Origin of the sequence: Dryocola clanedunensis subsp. sulfonylureivorans, assembly GCF_016756775.1 — a bacterium.
In the GTDB taxonomy this organism is placed as follows: Bacteria; Pseudomonadota; Gammaproteobacteria; order Enterobacterales; family Enterobacteriaceae; genus Dryocola; species Dryocola clanedunensis.
The window spans coordinates 141391-163009 of the sequence record NZ_JAERMU010000011.1; the positions used below are offsets into that span (position 1 = coordinate 141391).

The following is a 21619-nucleotide window of genomic DNA, read 5'->3' on the forward strand; positions in this document are numbered from 1 at the left end:
TACGGGAGGACACCGGGTTATTCAGGTGTCCTCTTCATGTTTAAAAACTACAGTGCCTTTTCCCAGGCAGCTTGCGGAAGTAGGTACACTGCTTTTTCTGCTTTCTGCCCTTCGGTCACGATGTGTTTGATGCCGCTTGCCATGACGGCCAGCGTGACGTCAAAGGCGTTCAGGCTGTCGCCGAAACCGGCGGTCAGGTTCAGCATTGAGCCATTGGCCATCAGATAAATTGTTTTGCCGTTCAGCTGGTAGGCGTTGATCCAGGGCATCACTTCTTCATGAGGGAAAGCCATCAGGTATCCGCAGTCGATCTCTTCTGCAACGTGGCCTACGTTAAGCACGAACACGCCGTCCTTCGCTTTATTCAGCACCGCTGCGCTAACGACTTTCTTCGCGCCGGTCGCGGTGGCGATAACGTCAGTTGTCCCGACAGCATCATGAATATCAACAACGTGCCAGCCATCGTAGGCGGCCTGTAACCGACGGGCCGGGTCGAGTTCTGCAACCATCACCTGCCCGCCATAGGCTTTTGCCGCGGCCGCAACGCCCTGGCCGACCAGACCATAGCCAATGACCAGCACTCTTTTTTCGTGCAGCGTCAGGTGAGTCGTCTGGAAAAAGGTCTGCCAGGCCGTCAGCCCGACCATATGGCGGTTGTGCAGCCCTTCTTTTACCGGCAAATCGTCCCAGTTAAAAATAGGGTAGCCAGGGCGCAGATCCGCAAGGCGGTTAACGCCGGAGCCGGTTGCTTCGAGGCAGGCAACAACGTCCCCAAACTCGCCGCGCTGGTGGAGCAGGGTGGTGATGTCCGCCCCCATTTCACACAGGTGAGTCGGACGCCAGGCGATGGCTTTCTCCCATGAATTCCGCCAGTCGGCATCGCTCATGTTGCGCCACGCGCAGGCTTCGGCTCCAGCCTCGACAAGGTAAGCGACAACTTCATCCTGCACGGTAGTCGGGTTGCAGGTCGTCAGGAATATCTTCGCATTCTTTTTTAACAGCCCTTCCACCAGCGGAATCATCTTCAGGTCGAGGTGCATATTGCAGGCAAGGCGCACGTGGCTGAGATCGGGCAGCGATGCAACCTGCTTCAAAGTCCTTACCATATGGCGGCGGGACCATTCGATTTCTTTTAAAAACATCGCGTTTCGGGAATTCACAGGCATTCCTTATTTATTTGTTATTCGTATTTTTTAGGCGTCTGAGAATAGCAAAATGAAGCCGATGAGGGCGACAAAAACCAAATTGCCACTTCTGGTGAAGTGGCTTCATTGTCTTAAAGGAAGGGGCTAGGAATCACCGGGATAAACATGAATTTCAGGTTCCAGCGGGAGCCGACATCATCCGGTGAGATGACGGAATATTGCATCTCCACCGCGAAACGGACCGGCAATTTACCCATTTTGATCACGTTGGAATACCCCAGGCCGACGGGGAAGGTCAGCCTGTCGCCCTGATCTTTTTTCCAGTCAATCGTGATATCCGGGCTCATCCCTACCAGCTCGGTTCCGCTCAAACGGTAGTTGATAAAGTACTGAATATCCGTGTGATTGGTGTCTTTGCGGTTCTGTTTATTATCCGCAGACCACCATTGCTGGGCGAGTATGCCAACGTTGGTGCCGCCTGGGTGTGGCGCTAATTTTGCCAGCAAAAGCGCAGGGCCTACCTGGTAGCGTCCCTGTCCCTGAAAATCATTTTCTGCCGTATCGAAGAGCTGCGTTGCGCCAATGCCCCAGACGAAACCATCATCTTTATTGGGTCCGAGGAGCGTTAACAGGCCCGTATCTCCCATCCCGCTGGCCCTGCCATGTGCCGAAATGGAACCGTTGCCGTTCATCGACGAATGGCCTAAATCTGGGGTGTTGTAATATTGCAGCACCGGTCTGACGATAAAGTTCCAGTCGCTCTCGCCGAACTTTAGCGGAAATGACATAATCGGCTGGAAAGTCGTTCGGGAAACCGTGCCGTTAAACTTATCTCCGCGAAGCTGCGTATTGTCATACTGCGTCCAGAACATCCATGCGGCGCCGACCGGATTTGCCGTCATCTTGGCAATTTTTTCCATTTGTTCTGGTGTTAAATCATCCCCGTCAGCAGCATAGCCTATTTTTGTAAAACAAAGAGAGGCGGCGAACAGACAGAGCATAGTTTTACTTTTCTTCATGAGTAATGACCCTAATGCATAGAAGATTTTCCAAAATATTTTTTTGGACAGTGTAATGGATGCGTTATTTTTATTATGAGCGTGGAGAACTTTGGTGCTTTGATTTTATCCGTTGAATATTATTAACTGATGCAGGGTGTTGCGCTCGGTTAATGAAAGTTAGTACTCACGGTAATACGGAGTGAAGACGAGTGTTTAGATTTTATCGGGTAACGGGTGTATTATTTTCTTGAGTCGTCCCTGTTCCATTTCGATGTAATTTCGTTCTTTTAATATCGCCAAAATCCTGAATACATAGCCATTCGATAAGCTCGTTCTTTTCAGAATGTAACTCGCGAGTCCCTGGGAAACCTTTTCCTCTTGCTGATATAACTCTATAAGTTCTTTAATGGCACTGTAGCCATTGCCACCATGCCGGACCTCAAAAGCAGCGGATAATCGCTCAATAATAGAATAAATGACGGAGATAAAAGCCAGTCCGTTATTCGATTTTTGAACAATGCTGGGGTCAAAAAGTTTGGCAATAGGGAGTTTTACGATGATCACATCACTTTCAATACGATAGTAAAAAGGATGTTTTGCCTGCATCTTCTCATATTCCATGATAGGCATACCATAGAAGGCATAATCGATGAACTTATCATTTTTTTTGAAGTAAACGCCCACCCGGCCATCAATCACGAAACCAGCCTCTGTATCGACCAGGTCTAATGACTCCCCTTTGCTGTATCTGCGTTGTCTTCCATGAATTTTAATAAAATCAATGAGTTCATTAAAATCGTCATTATCACTAAAGCCATAATCTGCATCCTTTTGCATCCTCTTCTCCTGTGAGTTGTTAAAGGGTTAACCGTGGCATCCGGTGATCCTCCAGAAGGAGGCGACGTGTTCACTGGGGTGATATTACTAAGAAAGATTTGCAAGTAAAACTGAAAATTTAAAAAAATATCACATAGTAGATATGTCAGGGAAATAATTTAAGCCACAGCGTACTTTAAAAACCGATGGGTCATTTATGAGATAGACTCTTGAATTTAGTGTCGGCGTATATTGACATTATTTTCTTCGCTGACTTATTATTTTGCGCGAAAGCTTATATGAAAATCATTGGTTATGGAGTGCATCAAAAAAATGAAAACAGCTCGTGCCTGGTGGATGTTACTTCTCCTTATTATTCCTGCCATCATTATGTCGATATTATTGAGTCAAAATTCCAGACAGACAGCTAAATCAGATGTTCATAAAGTTAAAAACGATGAGCAGTATACTGCCGCGGTAGAGTTTATCAGTCAGGAAGCCGTGCTTTTTAATCAGCAGTATGTTGGTCATCTCATTCATAAAAACACCCGGCTAGATAGCGTGGTGATGAATGAAGGCAATAAGCGATTAACCTATCAATTGACCTTAACTGATATCTCAGAAAGAAACATACAGCATGTATCGGCCCAGAAAAAAATGGATATCATTAAAGGAGAAAAGGCAGGGCTTGTGGCTAAGTTAAAAAACGATACGCATCTTACCTTACTGTTTGAACACGGCTGGTCAATGGAATATATCCAAAAAACAAACGACGATACTGTTCTCAGTGACATCATTATTACCGGTGATGATATGGCTGAGGGGAATACAGGCCATCATGGGATGATTTAAGGTTAGAGCCAACTCGAGTAAAAATCTCCCTTCGGGTTTTGTTACCCAATCAAACAGCACCCCTGCCAGGCTTTCTATGGCTTGATGAAATAGCAGATAAAAATCTGCAGCCATTTTGTTGCCACTTAAACATCCTGAAAACAAAAAAGCCACTCAATCGAGTGGCTTAGTCATATGATTTCAAAGCTAAAATTTGGTGGCCCCTGCTGGACTTGAACCAGCGACCAAGCGATTATGAGTCGCCTGCTCTAACCACTGAGCTAAGGGGCCGTGGGGCTGGATTATAATGGAACTGTGAGCGGCAATCCAGTGATTGCGTGACATGTGCTGGTTTTATAAACAATGTCTAATCAATCTCTTATACTTGTTCCACATTTATAACTCAGGGATATGCGATGACTAACGACATTCTCCAACCAGGGCTGCGGGTGGTGTTTTGCGGCATCAATCCTGGCAAGACTTCGGCGCACACCGGATTTCACTTTGCACATCCGGGAAATCGCTTCTGGAAGGTGATTCACCTTGCCGGTTTTACCGACAGGCAGCTGAAACCGGAGGAGGAGCTGCATCTGTTGGATACGCGCTGCGGCATTACTAAGCTTGTGGAGCGGCCTACGGTTCAGGCGAGTGAGGTAGGGCTGCATGAGCTGCGTGCAGGCGGTCGTGAGCTGATTACGAAGATGCAGGACTATCAGCCTATGGCGTTGGCTGTCCTGGGCAAGCAGGCCTTTGAGCAGGCATTCAGCCAGCGTGGTGCGAAGTGGGGCAGGCAGGATATGACGATTGGTGATACAGAAGTGTGGATATTACCCAATCCCAGCGGGCTGAACAGGGCGACACTGGACAAGCTTGTTGAGTCCTATCGCGAGCTGGAACAGTCTTTGATGGCGCGGGGAAGATAGCGCCCATAAAAAAGCCCTCGCGAGGAGGGCTTTTAAAAGCACGAAGAGATTAATCGTCCAGGAAGCTACGCAGTACTTCAGAGCGGCTTGGGTGGCGCAGTTTGCGCAGGGCCTTCGCTTCGATCTGACGAATACGTTCGCGGGTCACGTCGAACTGTTTACCCACTTCTTCCAGCGTATGGTCGGTGTTCATATCGATACCGAAGCGCATACGCAGAACCTTCGCTTCACGTGCGGTCAGGCCAGCCAGAACGTCATGGGTGGCAGAGCGCAGGCTTTCAGAGGTTGCAGAATCCAGCGGCAGCTCGAGGGTGGTATCCTCGATGAAATCACCCAGATGCGAATCTTCATCGTCGCCGATTGGCGTTTCCATGGAGATAGGCTCTTTGGCAATTTTCAGCACCTTGCGGATTTTGTCTTCCGGCATCAGCATACGTTCAGCCAGCTCTTCCGGCGTTGGCTCACGGCCCATCTCTTGCAGCATCTGGCGCGAAATACGGTTGAGCTTGTTAATGGTCTCAATCATATGCACCGGAATACGGATGGTACGCGCCTGGTCGGCGATGGAGCGGGTGATAGCCTGACGGATCCACCAGGTGGCATAAGTTGAGAACTTATAACCACGGCGATATTCAAACTTATCAACGGCTTTCATCAGGCCGATGTTGCCTTCCTGAATCAGGTCAAGGAACTGCAGACCACGGTTGGTGTATTTCTTAGCGATAGAAATAACCAAACGTAAGTTTGCTTCAACCATCTCTTTCTTCGCACGGCGGGCTTTCGCTTCACCGATGGACATACGACGGTTGATATCTTTAACCTGCTCGATGGTCAGGCCAGTCTCTTCTTCAATCTGCTGCAATTTCTGCAGGCCGCGATGCACGTCGTCAGACACGTCACGCAGTTTCTCAGACCACGGCTTGTTCATAGCGATGGCAGCGTTGAACCAGGTTTCGCTGGTTTCGTTGCCGGTGAACAGCGTGATGAAGTTTTTCTTCGGCATTTTGCACAGCTCAACGCACAGTTTCATGATGAGGCGTTCTTGCGTACGAACGCGGTCCATCATGACGCGCATGCTGTTTACCAGGTAGTCGAACTGCTTCGGCACCAGGCGGAACTGTTTGAAGACTTCTGACAGCTGCAGGATCTCAGCGGCTGCATCGGGGTGAGCACGCCCTTTCGCTTTGATGGTGTCGCGAGCTTTCTCATACTGCGTACGCAGTTCACCGAATTTTTCACGCGCTAATTCTGGATCGATGCTGTTGTCATCATCTGCATCGTCATCATCATCGTCTTCTTCGTCATCATCACTGTTTTCTTCGCTGGTCAGCTCGGAACCGATGTGTGTGGCGGTTGGGGCGAGATCTTCTTCTGCGTTTGGATCAACGAAACCAGTGATCAGATCGGTCAGACGCACCTGCTCGGCTTCAACACGATCGTACTGCTCAAGCAGATAGGTGATCGCTTCCGGGTACTCAGCAACGGAGCACTGCACCTGGTTAATACCGTCTTCGATACGCTTAGCGATATCGATTTCACCCTCGCGGGTTAACAGCTCAACGGTACCCATTTCACGCATGTACATACGCACCGGGTCGGTAGTACGCCCGATTTCTGATTCCACACTGGACAGTACCTGAGCGGCAGCTTCTTCCGCGTCTTCGTCCGTGTTGTTTGAGTTTTCAGCAAGCAACAGGTCATCGGCGTCAGGTGCTTCTTCCATCACCTGAATGCCCATGTCATTGATCATTTGGATGATGTCTTCGATCTGATCGGAGTCGACGATATCTTCCGGCAGATGGTCATTGACCTCAGCATAGGTCAGATAGCCTTGCTCCTTACCACGTTGGACAAGAAGTTTCAGCTGTGACTGCGGGTTTTGCTCCATAAGACGGTATCCACACTTAAGTCGTTTGGGTTGGTGTCGGTAGGCGTTGCCGCCAACAATAACGTAACGAGGGCTGATTTGTTTTAATGCCGCAGCCCGTCCTTGCGGCGTTCGGGTTTGACCCGATCAATGTTCGGCAGTTAAGCCGCGAGTATTTACTTTTTCGCGCGTGACTCATTGATCACGCGGACTTCCTCACGCTCCGCCGGGGTTAGCCCCTCGGTCCGGGAACGTGCAATCAATTCTGTTAACCTCAGTTCCAGCACGGAATCAAACATATGGTCCAGCGCGTCGGTGAAGGTTTTTTCTGCAATGTCCTTATCTGCTATATCGTCCCATGCTGACAGTTTTTCAAGGGTGGCAGCATCTTCTGTGCCACGATATAGCTCTAAAAGCTGCCCTGTGGTCAGCCCTGGCTGGGCCAGGCAGGTTTCGACCAGCTTGCAGAATAATGTCAGCCCCGGCAGCTTTGCCTGTTCCAGACCGTTTAACGGGGGAACCATTGGCGCCAGCTCCGGGTTTTGCACCAGTAGTCCTATCAGTATACGCATGGTTGTGCGTTTTAGCTGTGGCGCTGGCCGCGGCGTACCGCTTTCGGCGGCTTTTGGCATCAGCTTTTCGAGCTGGCTGTCGTCCAGGATGCCGAGTTTGTTACCCAGCTCCTGACGCAGATAAATGCGCAATGTTTCACCAGGTACCTGACTAATCAGCGGTAATGCCAGCGTGCTTAGCCGCGCGCGACCATCCGGCGAGGTCAAATCGACCTGTGGCATCAGGCTGTTAAAAAGAAACGTCGACAGCGGCAGGGCTTTTTCCATGCGCGCTTCAAATGCCTCTTTTCCTTCCTTACGTACCAGCGTATCCGGGTCTTCACCGTCCGGCAGGAACATAAAGCGCAGCTGACGACCGTCCGTCATATACGGTAGCGCCGTTTCCAGCGCCCGCCATGCGGCGTCACGTCCCGCGCGATCGCCGTCATAACAGCAGACGACGTTATCCGTTGCACGAAACAGCAGCTGGATATGGTCAGCGGTAGTGGAGGTGCCCAGGGAAGCAACGGCGTAAGAGATGCCGTACTGTGCCAGAGCAACAACGTCCATATATCCTTCGACCACCAACAGGCGCGCCGGTTCCGGCTGGTTCTGCTGCGCTTCATAAAGGCCGTACAGCTGGCGGCCCTTATGGAAAATATCGGTTTCCGGGGAGTTCAGGTACTTCGGCAGGGCATCGCCCAGCACGCGTCCACCAAACCCTATGACCCGGCCTCGCTTGTCGCGGATGGGGAACATGACCCGTTCGCGAAAGCGATCGTAACTGCGCCCCTGATCGTTGGTCACCAGCATGCCGGCATCCGTCAGCGCCTGACGGTTCTCGGTGTTGCCACCAAAGCGTTTTAACGCGTTATCCCAGCCGGGAGGCGCGTAACCGATGGCAAAATGCTTGATGACTTCGGCGCTTAAACCACGCTGTGTCAGATACTGACGAGCAGGTTCTGCATTGTGTTGCGCCAGGGATTGTTGATAAAAGGCGTTCAGGCCGTCCATCAACTGATAAAGACTTTGCCGCTGATGGCGCTCAATCTGGCTTGGCCCGCTACCCGCTTCGTACGGTACTTCAAGGTTGTGCATGGCGGCCAGTTCTTCAACGCTTTCGACAAACTCAAGCTTGTCGTAATTCATTAAAAAATCCAGCACGTTGCCGTGCGCTCCGCAACCGAAGCAGTGGTAAAACTGTTTATCACCGTTTACGGTGAAAGAGGGGGTTTTTTCGTTATGGAACGGACAGCACGCATGGTAGTTCTTGCCCTGCTTCTTGAGCTTAACACGCGCATCGATCAGATCGATGATGTCGGTGCGAGCCAGCAAGTCATTGATGAAAACACGTGGAATTCGTCCAGCCATAGGCCCCGTATGACCCCGTTAGTTTGTCTGCTGCAACCGTTGAAGGCGGCCTCAGAAACCTGAAGGGCAGGTCAGTTCATAAACGAAAATAAGCCGCGCATTCCTTTCGGAAGCACGGCCTTTACAACTACTACTGGTCTGTTCCGGAGGCGTTAACCTCCAGGGAATTAGTACAGACGAGTGCGGCGTGCGTTTTCGCGAGCCAGTTTCTTAGCGTGACGTTTCACAGCAGAAGCTTTAGCGCGTTTACGTTCGGTAGTCGGTTTTTCATAGAACTCACGACGACGAACTTCCGCCAGAACACCTGCTTTCTCACAAGAACGCTTGAAGCGACGCAGTGCTACGTCGAATGGCTCGTTTTCACGTACTTTAATTACCGGCATTAACTCTCACCTTTGTAAATTCGGTTTGCCGCTGACTGATGCGTCAGCTATTTCAAAATGGTGCGGAATTTTACTGCAACTACTGCTGCTTTGTAAAGCACCGGACAACCAGAAACCTGGCTTTTATGGCCGGAATCTTCCAGGGGGGCAGATTATACACCACCTCAGCCTGAAAGGTGAGCAAAGTTTTACAATGGGAGCCGGGAAGCTTAAACTTCGCCGCAAGATACAGAGGTAGAGAAAGCCATGCGCGTACTGGGTATAGAGACGTCCTGTGATGAAACCGGCATCGCCATTTATGACGGTGAAAAAGGGTTATTAGCTAATCAATTGTATAGTCAGGTGAAGTTGCACGCTGACTACGGTGGCGTGGTGCCGGAGCTCGCCTCCCGCGACCACGTGCGTAAAACCGTGCCGCTGATTCAGGCCGCGTTGAAAGAAGCTGGATTAAGCGCCAAAGATATCGATGGCGTGGCTTATACCGCAGGTCCTGGCCTGGTTGGTGCGCTATTGGTTGGCGCAACCATTGGTCGCTCTTTGGCATTCGCCTGGGATGTCCCGGCGGTGCCCGTGCACCACATGGAAGGGCATCTGCTGGCCCCGATGCTGGAAGATAATCCTCCTGCTTTCCCGTTCGTTGCGCTGCTGGTCTCTGGTGGTCATACCCAATTGATTAGCGTGACCGGTATCGGTCAATACGAACTGCTGGGCGAGTCCATCGACGATGCCGCAGGTGAAGCCTTTGATAAAACAGCCAAACTGCTCGGTCTGGATTATCCCGGTGGACCCATGCTGTCGAAAATGGCGGCGCAGGGCGCAGCAGGACGTTTTGTGTTCCCGCGGCCAATGACTGACCGCCCTGGCCTGGATTTCAGCTTCTCGGGTCTGAAAACCTTTGCAGCTAATACCATTCGCGGCAACGAAGCAGACGATCAGACGCGTGCCGATATCGCCCGTGCATTTGAAGATGCCGTGGTGGATACATTGATGATCAAGTGCAAACGCGCTCTGGATCAGACTGGATTTAAACGTCTGGTGATGGCCGGTGGGGTAAGTGCTAACCGCACATTGCGTACCCGCATGGAAGAGATGATGACCAAACGTCGCGGTGAAGTGTTCTATGCACGCCCTGAATTCTGTACCGATAACGGCGCGATGATCGCTTATGCGGGTCTGATTCGCCTGAAGGCAGGCACTGCGGGTGAGTTAAGCGTCACAGTTCGCCCTCGCTGGCCGCTGGCAGAGCTGCCCGCAGCGTAAGAGCGTTAACCAATTTATTTCGTAGATCGGATAAGCGATAGCGTCATCCAACACAACAGCTGAGCATCAATCAGGAGTGAGAAATCACTCCTTTTTTTCGCCTTTATTCCGGCGCAGCTTCTTCCAGATTTTGGTTTCCTGGCCGCGCCACAGGCGCTGAATGTTATCGTGGTGGCGCATCAGGATAAGACAGGAGAGCATCGCTACCGGGAAGGTGAACTCTGGTCTGAACCACCAGACGTAAAACGGCGCTATCAGCGCACTGACAATAGCACCCAGCGACGAATAGCCGCTAAGGAGCACGGTCAGCAGCCAGGTGCCCGCCATCACGCCGGTTAAATCGAAGCCGATAGGGGCGATAGCACCGAACGCGGTTGCCACACCTTTTCCGCCGTGGAATTTGAAAAACACCGGCCAGATGTGTCCCAGGCAGGCGGCGATAGCAATCAGCCCCAGCCAGAGCGGTGTCACACCCATTTCATAGGCTGCCCAGACCGGCAGCATGCCTTTCAAAACATCAAAAATCAGTACCGCTACGGCTGCGCCTTTGCCGCCAATACGCAGGACGTTGGTCGCACCTGGATTGCCGGAGCCGTTCTCACGCGGGTCGGGAAGTCCCGCAAGACGGCAAACCAGAATGGCGCTGGAAATGGAGCCGCAAAGATACGCAAGGATTATCATGCCAGGCGCGATTGCACTCATAACGCTGTTCCATTTTGAAAGTGTCGTTGTATTCTTCGCATTTGTGGATAATACGCATATTTCGCCGGAAGTGGTATCTGGCGTCACTAAAAACCGGGCGGGGCGTGATGGACATAGTATTTATAGAACAACTGACTGTAATCACCAGAATTGGTGTTTATGACTGGGAACAAACTATCGATCAGAAGTTGATCTTCGATATCGAAATGGCGTGGGACAACCGTACCGCGGCCAGCAGCGACGACGTTAACGACTGCCTGAGCTATGCCGATGTCAGCGAAGCCGTTATCGGCCATGTCGCAGGCGGTAGATTTGCGCTGGTGGAGCGCGTCGCAGAAGAAGTTGCGCAGCTGTTGTTAGCCCGATTCAACTCTCCCTGGGTACGTCTGAAAGTCAGCAAGCCGGGCGCCGTAGCCCAGGCGGCAAACGTCGGCGTTGTTATCGAGCGTGGCATTAATCTTAAAGAAAACAAATAATTTCATCAGCGCTAAACAAAACGTGCCTAAGCGGGTCTTAGCCAGTAGTCTTTAGCGGCTGTCGCTCTGCGTGGCCGCATTTTGTCTCTTTTTTCAGGGGTTAGAGGGTTTAGTAATGAGCGATATCCACTCGCTGGCAATTGCCGCGATTCTCGGTGTGGTTGAGGGGTTAACGGAGTTTTTACCTGTCTCGTCCACCGGACACATGATTATTGTTGGTCATCTTCTGGGATTCGAAGGTGATACCGCAAAAACATTTGAAGTCGTGATTCAGCTCGGTTCGATCCTCGCCGTGGTGGTGATGTTCTGGCGTCGTCTGTTTGGCCTGATAGGTATTCATTTCGGGCGCAAGCCGGTACAGCATGAAGGGATGGGCAAAGGCCGCCTGACCTTAATCCACATTCTGTTGGGCATGGTGCCTGCCGTGGTGCTGGGGCTTATCTTCCACGACACAATAAAATCGCTCTTCAATCCGATAAACGTGATGTATGCGCTGGTCGTTGGCGGCGTGCTGCTGATAGCGGCTGAACTGCTTAAACCTAAAGAGCCGCGCGCGGTTGGCGTTGACGATATGACTTACCGTCAGGCGTTTATCATCGGTTGTTTCCAGTGCCTTGCGCTCTGGCCCGGCTTCTCCCGCTCCGGGGCGACAATCTCAGGCGGCATGCTGATGGGCGTGAGCCGCTATGCCGCCTCCGAGTTCTCTTTCCTGCTCGCGGTGCCGATGATGATGGGCGCAACGGTGCTGGACGTTTATAAGAGCATTGGCTTCCTGACGATGGCGGACCTGCCGATGTTTGTCGTTGGCTTCTTCACCGCGTTCGTGGTGGCGCTGATTGCGATTAAAACTTTCCTGCAGCTCATCAAGCGCATGTCGTTTATCCCGTTCGCCATCTACCGTTTCTTCGTGGCGGCGGCGGTTTACTTCGTCTTTATGTGATGTGCATGCCCTCAGCCCTGCGGCTGGGGGCAGTTCTCCGCTTTCCACTTCGCAACGGCCTCAATACGGCGTTTCGTCAGCTCATCGCGAATAGCCGGGCCGCTGAAACCCGCCTCGATAACTTCTTTGTTCGTCACGCCCTGCGCGGCCTGCCATGCGGCTCGCAGCAATCTTCCCTGCGGATAATCACTTCCTTCGAATCCCGTACGCCCACGCGCGTCCGCTTCGCTGGTTAATGCGATTTGCTCCACGCGATGGGGCTTGCGCCAGGCGTCGATGGTATCAAACAGCTTCACGATAGTTTTTGGCTGGAGGATGGGCAGGGTATGGATCAGATCGTGATATTCCGCGACCAGCTTTGCCAGATCGCGGATCTCGTTCGGCACCCGCATGCGCTGGCAGATATTCTCCACCAGCTTCACGCCGGCAGGCCCGTGCCCGTGGTGGCGAGGCCAGAACTCTTTAGGCGTCAGGCCTTTCCCCAGGTCGTGGCAGAGAGTGGCAAAACGCACGTCTACTTCCGGGCTGAGCTGCGCGGCAATGGCCAGCGTCATCAGCACGTGAATGCCGGTGTCGATTTCCGGGTGCCACTTCGCCGGGGCCGGAACGCCAAACAGAGCGTCAATTTCCGGGAACAGGACGGCAAGCGCGCCGCATTTGCGCAGCACGTCGAAATAAACCTGGGGATTACGTGAGGTGAGTGCGTTTTCCGTTTCCTTCCACACGCGTTCTGGCGTCAGGTGCGCCAGCTCTCCGCCTTCGGCCATGCTTGTTATCAGGGCCAGGGTTTCGGGGGCAATCTGGAAATTCAGGTGGGCGTAACGCGCGGCAAAACGCGCCACGCGTAAAACGCGTAGCGGATCTTCGTTAAATGCCGGGGAGACGTGGCGTAGAAGGCGCTTTTCGATATCTGCTCGCCCGTTGTAGGGATCGACCAGTTCGCCGTGTTCATCCTGGGCGATAGCATTGATGGTGAGATCGCGGCGCAGCAGATCCTGCTCAAGCGTGACGTCAGGCGCGGCATAACAGGTGAAACCTGTATAACCTTGGCCTGATTTGCGCTCGGTGCGAGCCAGCGCGTACTCTTCGCGGGATTCTGGATGCAGGAAAACCGGGAAATCTTTCCCGACCTGTTGATAGCCCACATCCAGCATTTCCTGCGGGGTTGCGCCAACCACGACCCAATCTTTATCTTTGACCGGTAGTTTTAACAACCCATCACGAACGGCACCACCGACCAGATAAATCTTCACCCTTTACACCCCTGCATCGACTAATCATTACGAATAAAACGTAAGTGTAGGATACAGGGTTGCGGATTAATTCATCCAGCGGTCTTTCTTCTTGCGGCTTGGGATCATGTGCGGCAGCAGTAAACCGAACAGCAGACCAACGCCCAGCACGCCGCCGCCATACATGAACCACTGCATGATGATGGCTCGCTGCTTGTCATCCAGCTGGACGTTTGCGGCATTCACTTTCTTTTGTGCCACGATGAGCTGGTTTTTAAGCTGTTGATTTTCTTCTTTAAGCCCGCTGATAACGCCATCACTCTGTGCGACTTTCTGCTGCATTTCCGCAGTGCGCTGGTTCCAGGTGGTGTCGATATTGGTGAGCTTGTCGGTCAGGTCTTTAACCTGATTTTCCAGATCCGGTACACGGGTACGCAGGCTTGGGGTTGCGCTTAGCTGCGCAGATGGGATCCAGGAGGAGCGGCCTTTGCTGTCACGGATCTGGGAATATTTGCCCCCTTCGTTGCTTTGCAGCAGGGTTACTTCTTCGCCCGCGTTCACGGTACCTTGCAGGCGATAGTTATCACCCGGGCCACTACGAACCCAGGTACTCAATTCGTCGGAGACATAACGTTTTTCATCGGCATGGGCCACTACGGAAACGCTAAGAGAGAGCAAAGTAAGGCAAATCAGGCGTAATTTCTGCATTAGTTGATCATTATTGTCATAAAGTGTGGAACGATAGTAGTGGCATCAGTCTGACGGTGCAATCCGTAAACCTGAATGGGAATCATCCTGGTGTGAATTTAGCCACTACGGCAATGTTTACCCCTTATCCACGGGGTCGGCGGCCATCAAATTGCGCGCGATGCGTGGCAATTTACGGCAAAATATTATCTACTGACCAACAATAAGTTATTAAGTTCGCCAGGATTGCTCTCCTGCGTGACGCAACTATAAGTAAAACGACGATGCCACAAGAAATCGAACTCAAGTTTATCGTAAATCCTGCTGCGCTGGACACCCTGCGCACCACCCTGAATTCCCTTGAAAGCGTTCATAGCGAACCACGCCAACTGCTTAATATCTATTACGAAACAGCTGAGAATACGCTGCGCAGTCATGATATGGGCCTGCGCATTCGCGGAGTGGACGGTCAGTATGAAATGACGATGAAAATTGCCGGCCGCGTTATCGGCGGGCTTCATCAGCGTCCTGAATACAACGTTGAATTGAGCAAAGCTGAGCTGGACCTGTCCCTGTTACCAGCCGAAGTCTGGCCGGAGGGCACCGATATCGGCAGGCTGCAGGCGGAGCTGAAACCGCTGTTCAGCACCGATTTTACGCGTGAGAAGTGGGTGGTTACTCACGGCGGAAGCAAGATAGAGCTTGCCCTGGATCTGGGTGATGTCAAAGCTGATGAGCTAAGCGAAGCGCTCTGCGAGCTGGAGCTTGAGCTGTTGGAAGGTGAAACGTCTGCGGTCCTTGAACTCGCACAGCAGCTGGTTACCCAGCCGGGGCTGCGTCAGGGCAGCCTGAGCAAAGCCGCACGGGGCTATCACCTGGCGCAGGGCGATGCCGCTCGTGAAATCAAACCGCTGACCGTGCTGCGTGTCGCACCAAAAGCCACGGTAGAGCAAGGGCTTGAAGGTGCGCTGGAGATGGCACTTGCCCACTGGCAGTATCACGAAGAGCTTTGGGTACGCGGCAGCAAGCAGGCGAAGGCCGCAGTGCAAAATGCCGTGGGCCTGGTGCGCCACGCACTGGCGCTGTTTGGCGGAATTATCCCACGCAAAGCGAGCACTCACTTACGCGAGGCATTAATGGCCTACGAAGCGATGCTGGCGCAAAACGGCAAAGCTGAAGAGCTGGTCTACAGCGTGGAGAGCAGCCAGGCAAAACTCGCTCTGACCGAATGGTTGGTTAACCGTGAGTGGCAAAAGTTTGTTGATGATAAAAATAGCGTGAAGCTTGCTGGCTCTTTCAAACGCTTCGCCGATACCCATCTTTCCCGCCATGCCGCAGAGCTGCGCACAACCTTCCAGCGTCCTCTGGGGGATAGCTATGGCGATCAGCTGCCGCGTCTGGCTCGTGAAACTGACTCCATTCGCATTTTGGCCGGGGTCTATGACGACGCCGTCACCCACCCGTGGCTGGACAACTGGCAGGGGCTGCGTCACGCCATTACTACCAGACAGCAGGTTGAGATCGAACATTATCGTAATGAGGCTATCTCGCAGGCGCCGTTCTGGCTGCACAGCGGGAAATAATCGTATGTAGGGATATACCATCATGATGCCGCACTCGCTTCTTTTACAGCAGCACCTGCAGGCGGTTTTACCGCGCCTGTCACAAGAGATCGTAAGCCAGCAGCTGAGCGCGCAAGCGCGGGCCGTGCTGGCATTCAGTGATTTTGTTTGCGACAGCATGGTGGCTTATCCCGCCTGGCTGGCAGAGCTTGAACAGCAGGCACCGCAGGCGGACGAGTGGCAGCACTATGCCGCCTGGCTGCAAGATGAACTGCAGGAGGTCCATGACGAAACGGCGTTGATGAAGGCGCTGCGCCTGTTCCGCCGCCGTATCATGGTGCGCATCGCCTGGGCGCAAACGTTGCAACTGGTGCCAACGGAAAACTCACTACGGCAGCTGAGCGTACTCGCGGAAACGTTGATTATCGCCGCTCGCGACTGGCTGTATGACGCGTGCTGTCGCGAATGGGGCACGCCATGCAATCAGGCAGGCGTTCCGCAGCCGCTGATGATCCTCGGTATGGGCAAGCTGGGCGGCGGCGAGCTCAATTTCTCCTCCGATATCGATCTCATTTTTGCCTGGCCGGAAAACGGCTCTACGCAGGGCGGACGCCGCGAATTAGATAACGCGCAGTTCTTCACCCGCCTTGGACAAAAACTGATTAAAGTGCTCGACCAGCCCACGCAGGACGGCTTCGTCTACCGCGTGGATATGCGGCTACGCCCATTTGGCGACAGCGGCCCGCTGGTGCTGAGCTTTGCGGCGCTGGAAGACTATTACCAGGAGCAGGGACGAGACTGGGAGCGCTATGCGATGGTCAAGGCGCGTATTATGGGCGACCAGGACGATACGTGGAGCCAGGAGCTGCGCAACATGCTCCGCCCGTTCGTTTTCCGTCGCTACATCGATTTCAGCGTCATCCAGTCGCTGCGCAATATGAAGGGGATGATTGCCCGTGAAGTGCGCCGGCGTGGGCTGACGGATAACATCAAGCTCGGTGCGGGCGGTATCCGCGAAACTGAGTTTATCGTGCAGGTTTTCCAGCTGATTCGCGGTGGACGCGAGCCGTCTCTCCAGTCCCGCTCGCTGCTCCCCACTCTTGAAGCAATCCAGCAGCTGCATCTGCTGCCGGATGAGGACGCGCAAAAGCTGCGTACCTCCTATCTCTATCTGCGTCGCCTTGAGAATCTGCTGCAAAGCATCAATGACGAACAGACGCAGACGCTGCCCGGCGACGATCTTAACCGCGCCCGCCTGGCGTGGGGGATGGACGAAACGGACTGGGATTCACTACAGCTGACGCTACAAAACCATATGAACGACGTGCGTCAGGTCTTTAACGATCTGATTGGCGACGATGAGCCCGAGGTGGGCGAAGACAAAATTGCCGAAGCCTGGCGTGAGCTGTGGCAGGATGCGCTGGATGCCGATGATGACACCGCCGTGCTCGGCCACCTGACTCCGCAAGCGCGGGGCGAGGTGCTGGAGCTGGTGGCTGAATTCCGCCAGGACACTGACAAGCGCACCATTGGTCCGCGCGGCAGACAAGTGCTGGATCAGCTCATGCCGCGCCTGCTGTGCGAAGCCTGTTCCCGCAACGATGCGCCGTTGCCGTTATCGCGATTGATCCCACTGCTGCTGGGTATCGTGACCCGCACAACCTATCTTGAGCTGCTGACGGAATATCCCGGCGCGCTGAAGCACCTCATCACCCTCTGCGCCGCATCGCCGATGATTGCCGGGCAGCTGGCACGTTACCCGCTGCTGCTTGATGAATTACTCGATCCGAACACGCTTTATCAGCCGACGGCGACGGATGCCTATAAAGATGAGCTTCGTCAGTATCTGCTACGCGTGCCGGAAGAGGACGAAGAGCAGCAGCTCGAGGCCCTTCGTCAGTTTAAACAGGCCCAGCTGTTGCGCGTCGCCGCCGCCGATATGACCGGTGCGCTGCCGGTCATGAAGGTCAGCGACCATCTCACCTGGCTTGCAGAGGCGATTATCGATGCCGTTGTTCAGCAGGCCTGGACGCAGATGGTGGCGCGCTATGGGCAGCCAAAGCATCTGCGCGAACGTGAAGGCCGCGGTTTTGCCGTCGTCGGCTATGGAAAAATGGGCGGCTGGGAGCTGGGCTATAGTTCTGACCTGGACCTGGTTTTCCTGCACGACTGCCCGGCTGATGTGATGACAGATGGCGAGCGTGAAATCGACGGCCGCCAGTTTTACCTGCGCCTTGCGCAACGCATCATCCATCTGTTCAGCACGCGTACCTCCTCCGGCATTTTGTACGAGGTCGATGCACGCCTGCGCCCGTCGGGTGCGGCTGGCATGCTGGTGACGACCGCCGAATCCTTTGCTGATTATCAGCAAAACGAAGCCTGGACATGGGAACATCAGGCGCTGGTTCGCGCCCGTATCGTCTACGGCGATCCCCAGCTGAACCGCGAGTTTGATGCTATTCGTCAGCAGATCCTTTGCCGTCCACGCGAAGGTGAGAAATTACAGACCGAGGTGCGGGAAATGCGCGAAAAAATGCGTGCGCATCTTGGGGGTAAACATCGCGATCGTTTTGATATCAAAGCGGATCAGGGTGGGATCACCGATATAGAATTTATTACCCAGTATCTGGTTTTGCGTTATGCGGCACAGGCCCCAAAACTGACGCGCTGGTCCGACAATGTGCGCATTCTGGAATTAATGGCGCAAAACGACATTATGGGTGATGACGAAGCGAAGGCGCTGACGCATGCTTACGTCACTTTGCGGGATGAGCTACACCATCTCGCGTTACAAGAGCTGCCGGGTAATGTGGCGCTGGATGCGTTCGTGAACGAGCGTGAACAGGTCGAGCGCAGCTGGAAAGCATGGCTGGGCGAGGCGCAAACGCGCGTGGAAGCGTAATTGTGATATTATCTCGCGCAAAATTTTTACCCTTTCTGGAGAGTCAGGAATGAAAGTAACGCTGCCCGAATACAGCCGTGCAGGCGTCATGGTCGTTGGTGATGTGATGCTGGATCGCTACTGGTATGGCCCAACCAGCCGTATTTCCCCGGAAGCACCGGTACCGGTTGTTAAGGTTGATACCATTGAAGAGCGACCTGGCGGTGCGGCGAACGTGGCAATGAACATCGCCTCTCTTGGTGCGAATTCTCGCTTAGTTGGCCTGACGGGCATCGATGATGCAGCCCGCGCTTTGAGCCAGACGTTGACTGGCGTGAATGTGAAGTGCGATTTTGTCTCCGTTGCGACCCATCCAACCATTACCAAGCTGCGCGTCCTTTCCCGCAACCAGCAGCTGATTCGTCTGGATTTCGAAGAAGGTTTTGAAGGGGTTGATCCTGAACCTCTGCACGAGCGCATCAGCCAGGCGCTGCCGCACATTGGCGCGCTGGTGCTTTCTGATTACGCTAAAGGCGCGCTGGCGAGCGTGCGTGACATGATTAACCTGGCTCGCGCGGCTAAAGTTCCCGTCCTGATCGACCCTAAAGGGACTGATTTCGAGCGTTATCGCGGTGCGACGCTGCTGACGCCAAACCTGTCCGAGTTCGAAGCCGTAGTGGGTAAATGTAAAACCGAAGCCGAGCTGGTGGAACGTGGCATGAAGCTGATTGCCGACTACGATCTCTCCGCGCTGCTGGTCACCCGTTCCGAGCAGGGGATGACGTTGCTGCAACCGGGGCTGGAACCCGTTCATCTGCCAACGCTTGCTCAGGAAGTTTATGACGTGACCGGTGCTGGCGATACGGTGATTGGCGTGCTGGCGGCAACGCTTGCCGCGGGCAATTCACTGGAAGAAGCCTGCTACTTTGCCAACGCGGCGGCGGGTGTCGTGGTGGGTAAACTCGGGACTTCTACCGTCTCCCCAATCGAGCTGGAAAATGCCGTGCGTGGCCGCGCTGATACAGGGTTCGGCGTGATGACAGAAGCTGAGCTGAAGGTTGCCGTAGCTGCTGCCCGCAAGCGCGGTGAGAAGGTCGTTATGACCAACGGCGTGTTCGATATTCTTCACGCGGGCCATGTCTCCTATCTTGCCAACGCCCGTAAGCTTGGCGATCGCCTGATCGTTGCGGTTAACAGCGATGCCTCTACCCGACGCCTGAAAGGGGAAACCCGTCCGGTGAACCCGCAGGATCAGCGCATGATCGTGCTCTCCGCGCTGGAAGCGGTTGACTGGGTGGTGCTGTTTGAAGAGGACACGCCGCAGCGCCTGATTGGCGAGACCCTGCCGGACCTGCTGGTCAAAGGCGGCGATTACAAGCCAGACGATATTGCCGGCAGCAAAGAAGTGTGGGCTAACGGCGGTGAAGTGATGGTGCTGAACTTTGAAGATGGTTGTTCAACCACCAACATCATCAAAAAAATTCAAAGCCACGACGCTTAAGCAATCCAATAACAAACGTCCCGTCAGGGGCGTTTGTTATTGCTGACAAAGTCAGGTTTTGTAGGGTGGATAAGCGTAAGCGTCATCCACCATTGACGGCTGTTGTGTCGTCGGATGATGCTATCGCTTATCAGACTTACGAAAAAGATTTGTCAGTCATTCCAGATGCTCCTGACGGGGCGTTTTTACATATGGGGTTCTGTCGGCTGGACGACTTCTGGTGTTACTGGCGCAGCCGGGCGGTTTTCCAGCTCGCTTAAACGCTGCTCAAGCAGGGCCAGCTTCTCACGGGTGCGCAGCAATACCTGAGTCTGCACATCGAACTCTTCGCGGCTGACCAGATCCAGACGGGTTAGCTGGGACTGCAGAACCTGACGGATTTTCTTCTCGACATCATCCCCGAACTCACGAATCCCTTTCGGCATTGACTCATGAACCTGACGGGCGATTTGCTCAATTTTTTTCGGGTCAATCATAGTGGTTTCCATTTAGCCTGCGTGAATAATTCAATTGTAATGCCTGATTGCCAGGGGATAAACCTGAAATGGCGTTGCCAGCGAAAATCATCGGCGCTATAGTAAGTCTGCTTATTCTCAGGGCGGGGCGAAACTCCCCACCGGCGGTAAATCAGCGAACGCTGAAAGCCCGCGAGCGCTCCGGATCACGCCGGAGGTCAGCAGATCCGGTGTAATTCCGGGGCCGACGGTTAAAGTCCGGATGGGAGAGAGTAACGACTATGCACAGGCTCCGGCCTGCTCACGTTATTTTTTTAGCTCCTAAGACTGCCCTGATTCTGGTAACCACAATTTTAATGAGGTTTTACTTACCATGAATCAGACGCTACTTTCTGCATTTGGCACCCCGACTCAACGCGTTGAACTTGCGCTTAACGCTCTGCGCGAAGGCCGCGGTGTAATGGTTCTTGACGATGAAAGTCGTGAGAACGAAGGCGATATGATCTTCCCTGCCGAAACCATGACCGTTGAGCAAATGGCACTGACCATTCGTCACGGCAGCGGCATTGTTTGCCTGTGCCTGACCGAAGATCGTCGTAAACAGCTCGAGCTGCCAATGATGGTGGATAACAACACCAGCGCCTACGGCACCGGTTTTACCGTGACCATCGAAGCCGCACACGGCGTGACGACCGGCGTTTCAGCCGCAGACCGTCTTACTACCGTTCGTGCAGCGATTGCCGATGACGCTAAACCTTCCGACCTGAACCGCCCGGGCCATGTATTCCCGCTGCGTGCTCAGCCTGGCGGTGTGTTAACCCGTGGTGGCCACACTGAAGCCACCATCGACCTGGTTTCTCTGGCAGGTTTCAAACCAGCCGGCGTGCTGTGTGAACTGACCAACGATGACGGCACCATGGCACGTGCGCCGGAGTGCATCACCTTTGCCCGCCTGCACAACATGGCAGTAGTCACTATCGAGGACCTGGTTGAATACCGCCAGACCCACGAGCGTAAAGCCAGCTGATAAAGATA

General features: G+C 53.6%; 19 protein-coding genes, 1 tRNA gene and 1 riboswitch. Of the genes, 9 read left to right on the forward strand and 11 right to left on the reverse strand.

Translation table 11 applies throughout. The features are described from left to right. Positions 1–47 precede the first annotated feature (47 nt). From HYQ67_RS13475 to HYQ67_RS13485, 3 genes are all read right to left on the reverse strand, one after another. The gene (locus tag HYQ67_RS13475; RefSeq protein WP_431355443.1) at positions 48–1142 is read right to left on the reverse strand and encodes an adenosylhomocysteinase; all 1095 of its coding nucleotides are present in this window, start codon (positions 1140–1142) and stop codon (positions 48–50) included. 134 nt (positions 1143–1276) lie between these two features. Next, positions 1277–2164, reverse strand: a complete 888-nt coding sequence (locus tag HYQ67_RS13480) for a hypothetical protein (RefSeq protein WP_202304190.1) — start codon at positions 2162–2164, stop codon at positions 1277–1279. A gap of 195 nt (positions 2165–2359) precedes the next feature. Further along, complete coding sequence (locus HYQ67_RS13485) at positions 2360–2983, reverse strand: helix-turn-helix domain-containing protein (protein ID WP_202304191.1); 624 nt, start codon at positions 2981–2983, stop codon at positions 2360–2362. Positions 2984–3295: 312 nt separating this feature from the next. Here HYQ67_RS13485 and HYQ67_RS13490 point away from each other — a divergent pair, with 312 nt between their 5' ends. Next, a complete protein-coding gene (locus tag HYQ67_RS13490; RefSeq protein ID WP_202304192.1) occupies positions 3296–3814 on the forward strand; it encodes a hypothetical protein in 519 nt (172 codons plus the stop codon). Between the two features lie 194 nt (positions 3815–4008). On the opposite strand, the gene HYQ67_RS13495 is transcribed toward HYQ67_RS13490, so the two are convergent. Next, positions 4009–4084, reverse strand: a tRNA-Ile gene (locus HYQ67_RS13495). A 125-nt stretch (positions 4085–4209) separates the two neighbouring features. Between HYQ67_RS13495 and mug the strand changes: the two genes are divergently transcribed. Further along, on the forward strand, positions 4210–4716 hold the full coding sequence (gene mug / locus HYQ67_RS13500; protein WP_202304193.1) for a G/U mismatch-specific DNA glycosylase: 507 nt from the start codon (positions 4210–4212) through the stop codon (positions 4714–4716). A gap of 49 nt (positions 4717–4765) precedes the next feature. Here mug and rpoD read toward each other — a convergent pair whose 3' ends face one another. The 3 genes from rpoD to rpsU form a co-directional block, all read right to left on the reverse strand. Continuing rightward, positions 4766–6604, reverse strand: a complete 1839-nt coding sequence (rpoD, locus tag HYQ67_RS13505; protein ID WP_202304194.1) for an RNA polymerase sigma factor RpoD — start codon at positions 6602–6604, stop codon at positions 4766–4768. Between the two features lie 155 nt (positions 6605–6759). Further along, positions 6760–8505, reverse strand: a complete 1746-nt coding sequence (gene dnaG, locus HYQ67_RS13510; RefSeq protein ID WP_202304195.1) for a DNA primase — start codon at positions 8503–8505, stop codon at positions 6760–6762. A 167-nt stretch (positions 8506–8672) separates the two neighbouring features. After that, complete coding sequence (gene rpsU / locus HYQ67_RS13515) at positions 8673–8888, reverse strand: 30S ribosomal protein S21 (RefSeq protein ID WP_001144069.1); 216 nt, start codon at positions 8886–8888, stop codon at positions 8673–8675. Between the two features lie 246 nt (positions 8889–9134). On the opposite strand from rpsU, the gene tsaD reads away from it, so the two are divergent. Then, positions 9135–10148 (forward strand): tRNA (adenosine(37)-N6)-threonylcarbamoyltransferase complex transferase subunit TsaD, encoded by a 1014-nt coding sequence (gene tsaD, locus HYQ67_RS13520; protein WP_202304196.1) that lies wholly within the window; start codon positions 9135–9137, stop codon positions 10146–10148. 84 nt (positions 10149–10232) lie between these two features. Here tsaD and plsY read toward each other — a convergent pair whose 3' ends face one another. Next, complete coding sequence (gene plsY / locus HYQ67_RS13525) at positions 10233–10850, reverse strand: glycerol-3-phosphate 1-O-acyltransferase PlsY (RefSeq protein WP_202304197.1); 618 nt, start codon at positions 10848–10850, stop codon at positions 10233–10235. Between the two features lie 107 nt (positions 10851–10957). Between plsY and folB the strand changes: the two genes are divergently transcribed. After that, entirely contained in the window at positions 10958–11326 is a 369-nt protein-coding gene (folB, locus tag HYQ67_RS13530; protein WP_202304198.1) for a bifunctional dihydroneopterin aldolase/7,8-dihydroneopterin epimerase, read from the forward strand. 115 nt (positions 11327–11441) lie between these two features. Continuing rightward, positions 11442–12266, forward strand: a complete 825-nt coding sequence (gene bacA, locus HYQ67_RS13535) for an undecaprenyl-diphosphate phosphatase (protein WP_202304199.1) — start codon at positions 11442–11444, stop codon at positions 12264–12266. Between the two features lie 11 nt (positions 12267–12277). Here bacA and HYQ67_RS13540 read toward each other — a convergent pair whose 3' ends face one another. Together HYQ67_RS13540 and HYQ67_RS13545 are read right to left on the reverse strand one after the other, a co-directional pair. Then, positions 12278–13519 carry a multifunctional CCA addition/repair protein gene (locus HYQ67_RS13540; protein WP_202304200.1) on the reverse strand — a complete coding sequence of 414 codons (1242 nt, stop codon included), beginning with the start codon at positions 13517–13519 and terminating at the stop codon, positions 12278–12280. Positions 13520–13585: 66 nt separating this feature from the next. Next, a complete protein-coding gene (locus HYQ67_RS13545) occupies positions 13586–14206 on the reverse strand; it encodes a TIGR04211 family SH3 domain-containing protein (protein WP_202304201.1) in 621 nt (206 codons plus the stop codon). A gap of 263 nt (positions 14207–14469) precedes the next feature. On the opposite strand from HYQ67_RS13545, the gene HYQ67_RS13550 reads away from it, so the two are divergent. From HYQ67_RS13550 to hldE, 3 genes are read left to right on the forward strand one after another with little or no spacing between them, the layout of a single operon-like run. Continuing rightward, a complete protein-coding gene (locus HYQ67_RS13550) occupies positions 14470–15768 on the forward strand; it encodes a CYTH domain-containing protein (RefSeq protein WP_202304202.1) in 1299 nt (432 codons plus the stop codon). A 22-nt stretch (positions 15769–15790) separates the two neighbouring features. Beyond that, positions 15791–18649 carry a bifunctional [glutamate--ammonia ligase]-adenylyl-L-tyrosine phosphorylase/[glutamate--ammonia-ligase] adenylyltransferase gene (glnE, locus tag HYQ67_RS13555; protein ID WP_202304203.1) on the forward strand — a complete coding sequence of 953 codons (2859 nt, stop codon included), beginning with the start codon at positions 15791–15793 and terminating at the stop codon, positions 18647–18649. 49 nt (positions 18650–18698) lie between these two features. Then, the gene (gene hldE, locus HYQ67_RS13560; protein WP_202304204.1) at positions 18699–20129 is read left to right on the forward strand and encodes a bifunctional D-glycero-beta-D-manno-heptose-7-phosphate kinase/D-glycero-beta-D-manno-heptose 1-phosphate adenylyltransferase HldE; all 1431 of its coding nucleotides are present in this window, start codon (positions 18699–18701) and stop codon (positions 20127–20129) included. A 185-nt stretch (positions 20130–20314) separates the two neighbouring features. Here hldE and ubiK read toward each other — a convergent pair whose 3' ends face one another. Further along, positions 20315–20605: a ubiquinone biosynthesis accessory factor UbiK gene (ubiK, locus tag HYQ67_RS13565; protein ID WP_202304205.1), complete on the reverse strand. Its 291-nt coding sequence runs from the start codon at positions 20603–20605 to the stop codon at positions 20315–20317. Positions 20606–20714: 109 nt separating this feature from the next. Further along, positions 20715–20862: riboswitch (FMN riboswitch) on the forward strand. A gap of 95 nt (positions 20863–20957) precedes the next feature. Here ubiK and ribB point away from each other — a divergent pair. Beyond that, positions 20958–21611, forward strand: a complete 654-nt coding sequence (gene ribB, locus HYQ67_RS13570; protein ID WP_202304206.1) for a 3,4-dihydroxy-2-butanone-4-phosphate synthase — start codon at positions 20958–20960, stop codon at positions 21609–21611. The last annotated feature ends 8 nt before the right edge of the window (positions 21612–21619 follow it).

Coding starts and splice junctions, on each gene's coding strand:
- ubiK (WP_202304205.1), bottom strand. CDS start 20,605: ATGATTGACCCGAAAAAAATTGAGCAAATCGCCCGTCAGGTTCATGAG.
- ribB (WP_202304206.1), top strand. CDS start 20,958: ATGAATCAGACGCTACTTTCTGCATTTGGCACCCCGACTCAACGCGTT.
- bacA (WP_202304199.1), top strand. CDS start 11,442: ATGAGCGATATCCACTCGCTGGCAATTGCCGCGATTCTCGGTGTGGTT.
- mug (WP_202304193.1), top strand. CDS start 4,210: ATGACTAACGACATTCTCCAACCAGGGCTGCGGGTGGTGTTTTGCGGC.
- HYQ67_RS13485 (WP_202304191.1), bottom strand. CDS start 2,983: ATGCAAAAGGATGCAGATTATGGCTTTAGTGATAATGACGATTTTAAT.
- dnaG (WP_202304195.1), bottom strand. CDS start 8,505: ATGGCTGGACGAATTCCACGTGTTTTCATCAATGACTTGCTGGCTCGC.
- rpsU (WP_001144069.1), bottom strand. CDS start 8,888: ATGCCGGTAATTAAAGTACGTGAAAACGAGCCATTCGACGTAGCACTG.
- glnE (WP_202304203.1), top strand. CDS start 15,791: ATGATGCCGCACTCGCTTCTTTTACAGCAGCACCTGCAGGCGGTTTTA.
- HYQ67_RS13490 (WP_202304192.1), top strand. CDS start 3,296: ATGAAAACAGCTCGTGCCTGGTGGATGTTACTTCTCCTTATTATTCCT.
- rpoD (WP_202304194.1), bottom strand. CDS start 6,604: ATGGAGCAAAACCCGCAGTCACAGCTGAAACTTCTTGTCCAACGTGGT.
- plsY (WP_202304197.1), bottom strand. CDS start 10,850: ATGAGTGCAATCGCGCCTGGCATGATAATCCTTGCGTATCTTTGCGGC.
- HYQ67_RS13475 (WP_431355443.1), bottom strand. CDS start 1,142: ATGTTTTTAAAAGAAATCGAATGGTCCCGCCGCCATATGGTAAGGACT.
- HYQ67_RS13545 (WP_202304201.1), bottom strand. CDS start 14,206: ATGCAGAAATTACGCCTGATTTGCCTTACTTTGCTCTCTCTTAGCGTT.
- tsaD (WP_202304196.1), top strand. CDS start 9,135: ATGCGCGTACTGGGTATAGAGACGTCCTGTGATGAAACCGGCATCGCC.
- hldE (WP_202304204.1), top strand. CDS start 18,699: ATGAAAGTAACGCTGCCCGAATACAGCCGTGCAGGCGTCATGGTCGTT.
- folB (WP_202304198.1), top strand. CDS start 10,958: ATGGACATAGTATTTATAGAACAACTGACTGTAATCACCAGAATTGGT.
- HYQ67_RS13550 (WP_202304202.1), top strand. CDS start 14,470: ATGCCACAAGAAATCGAACTCAAGTTTATCGTAAATCCTGCTGCGCTG.
- HYQ67_RS13480 (WP_202304190.1), bottom strand. CDS start 2,164: ATGAAGAAAAGTAAAACTATGCTCTGTCTGTTCGCCGCCTCTCTTTGT.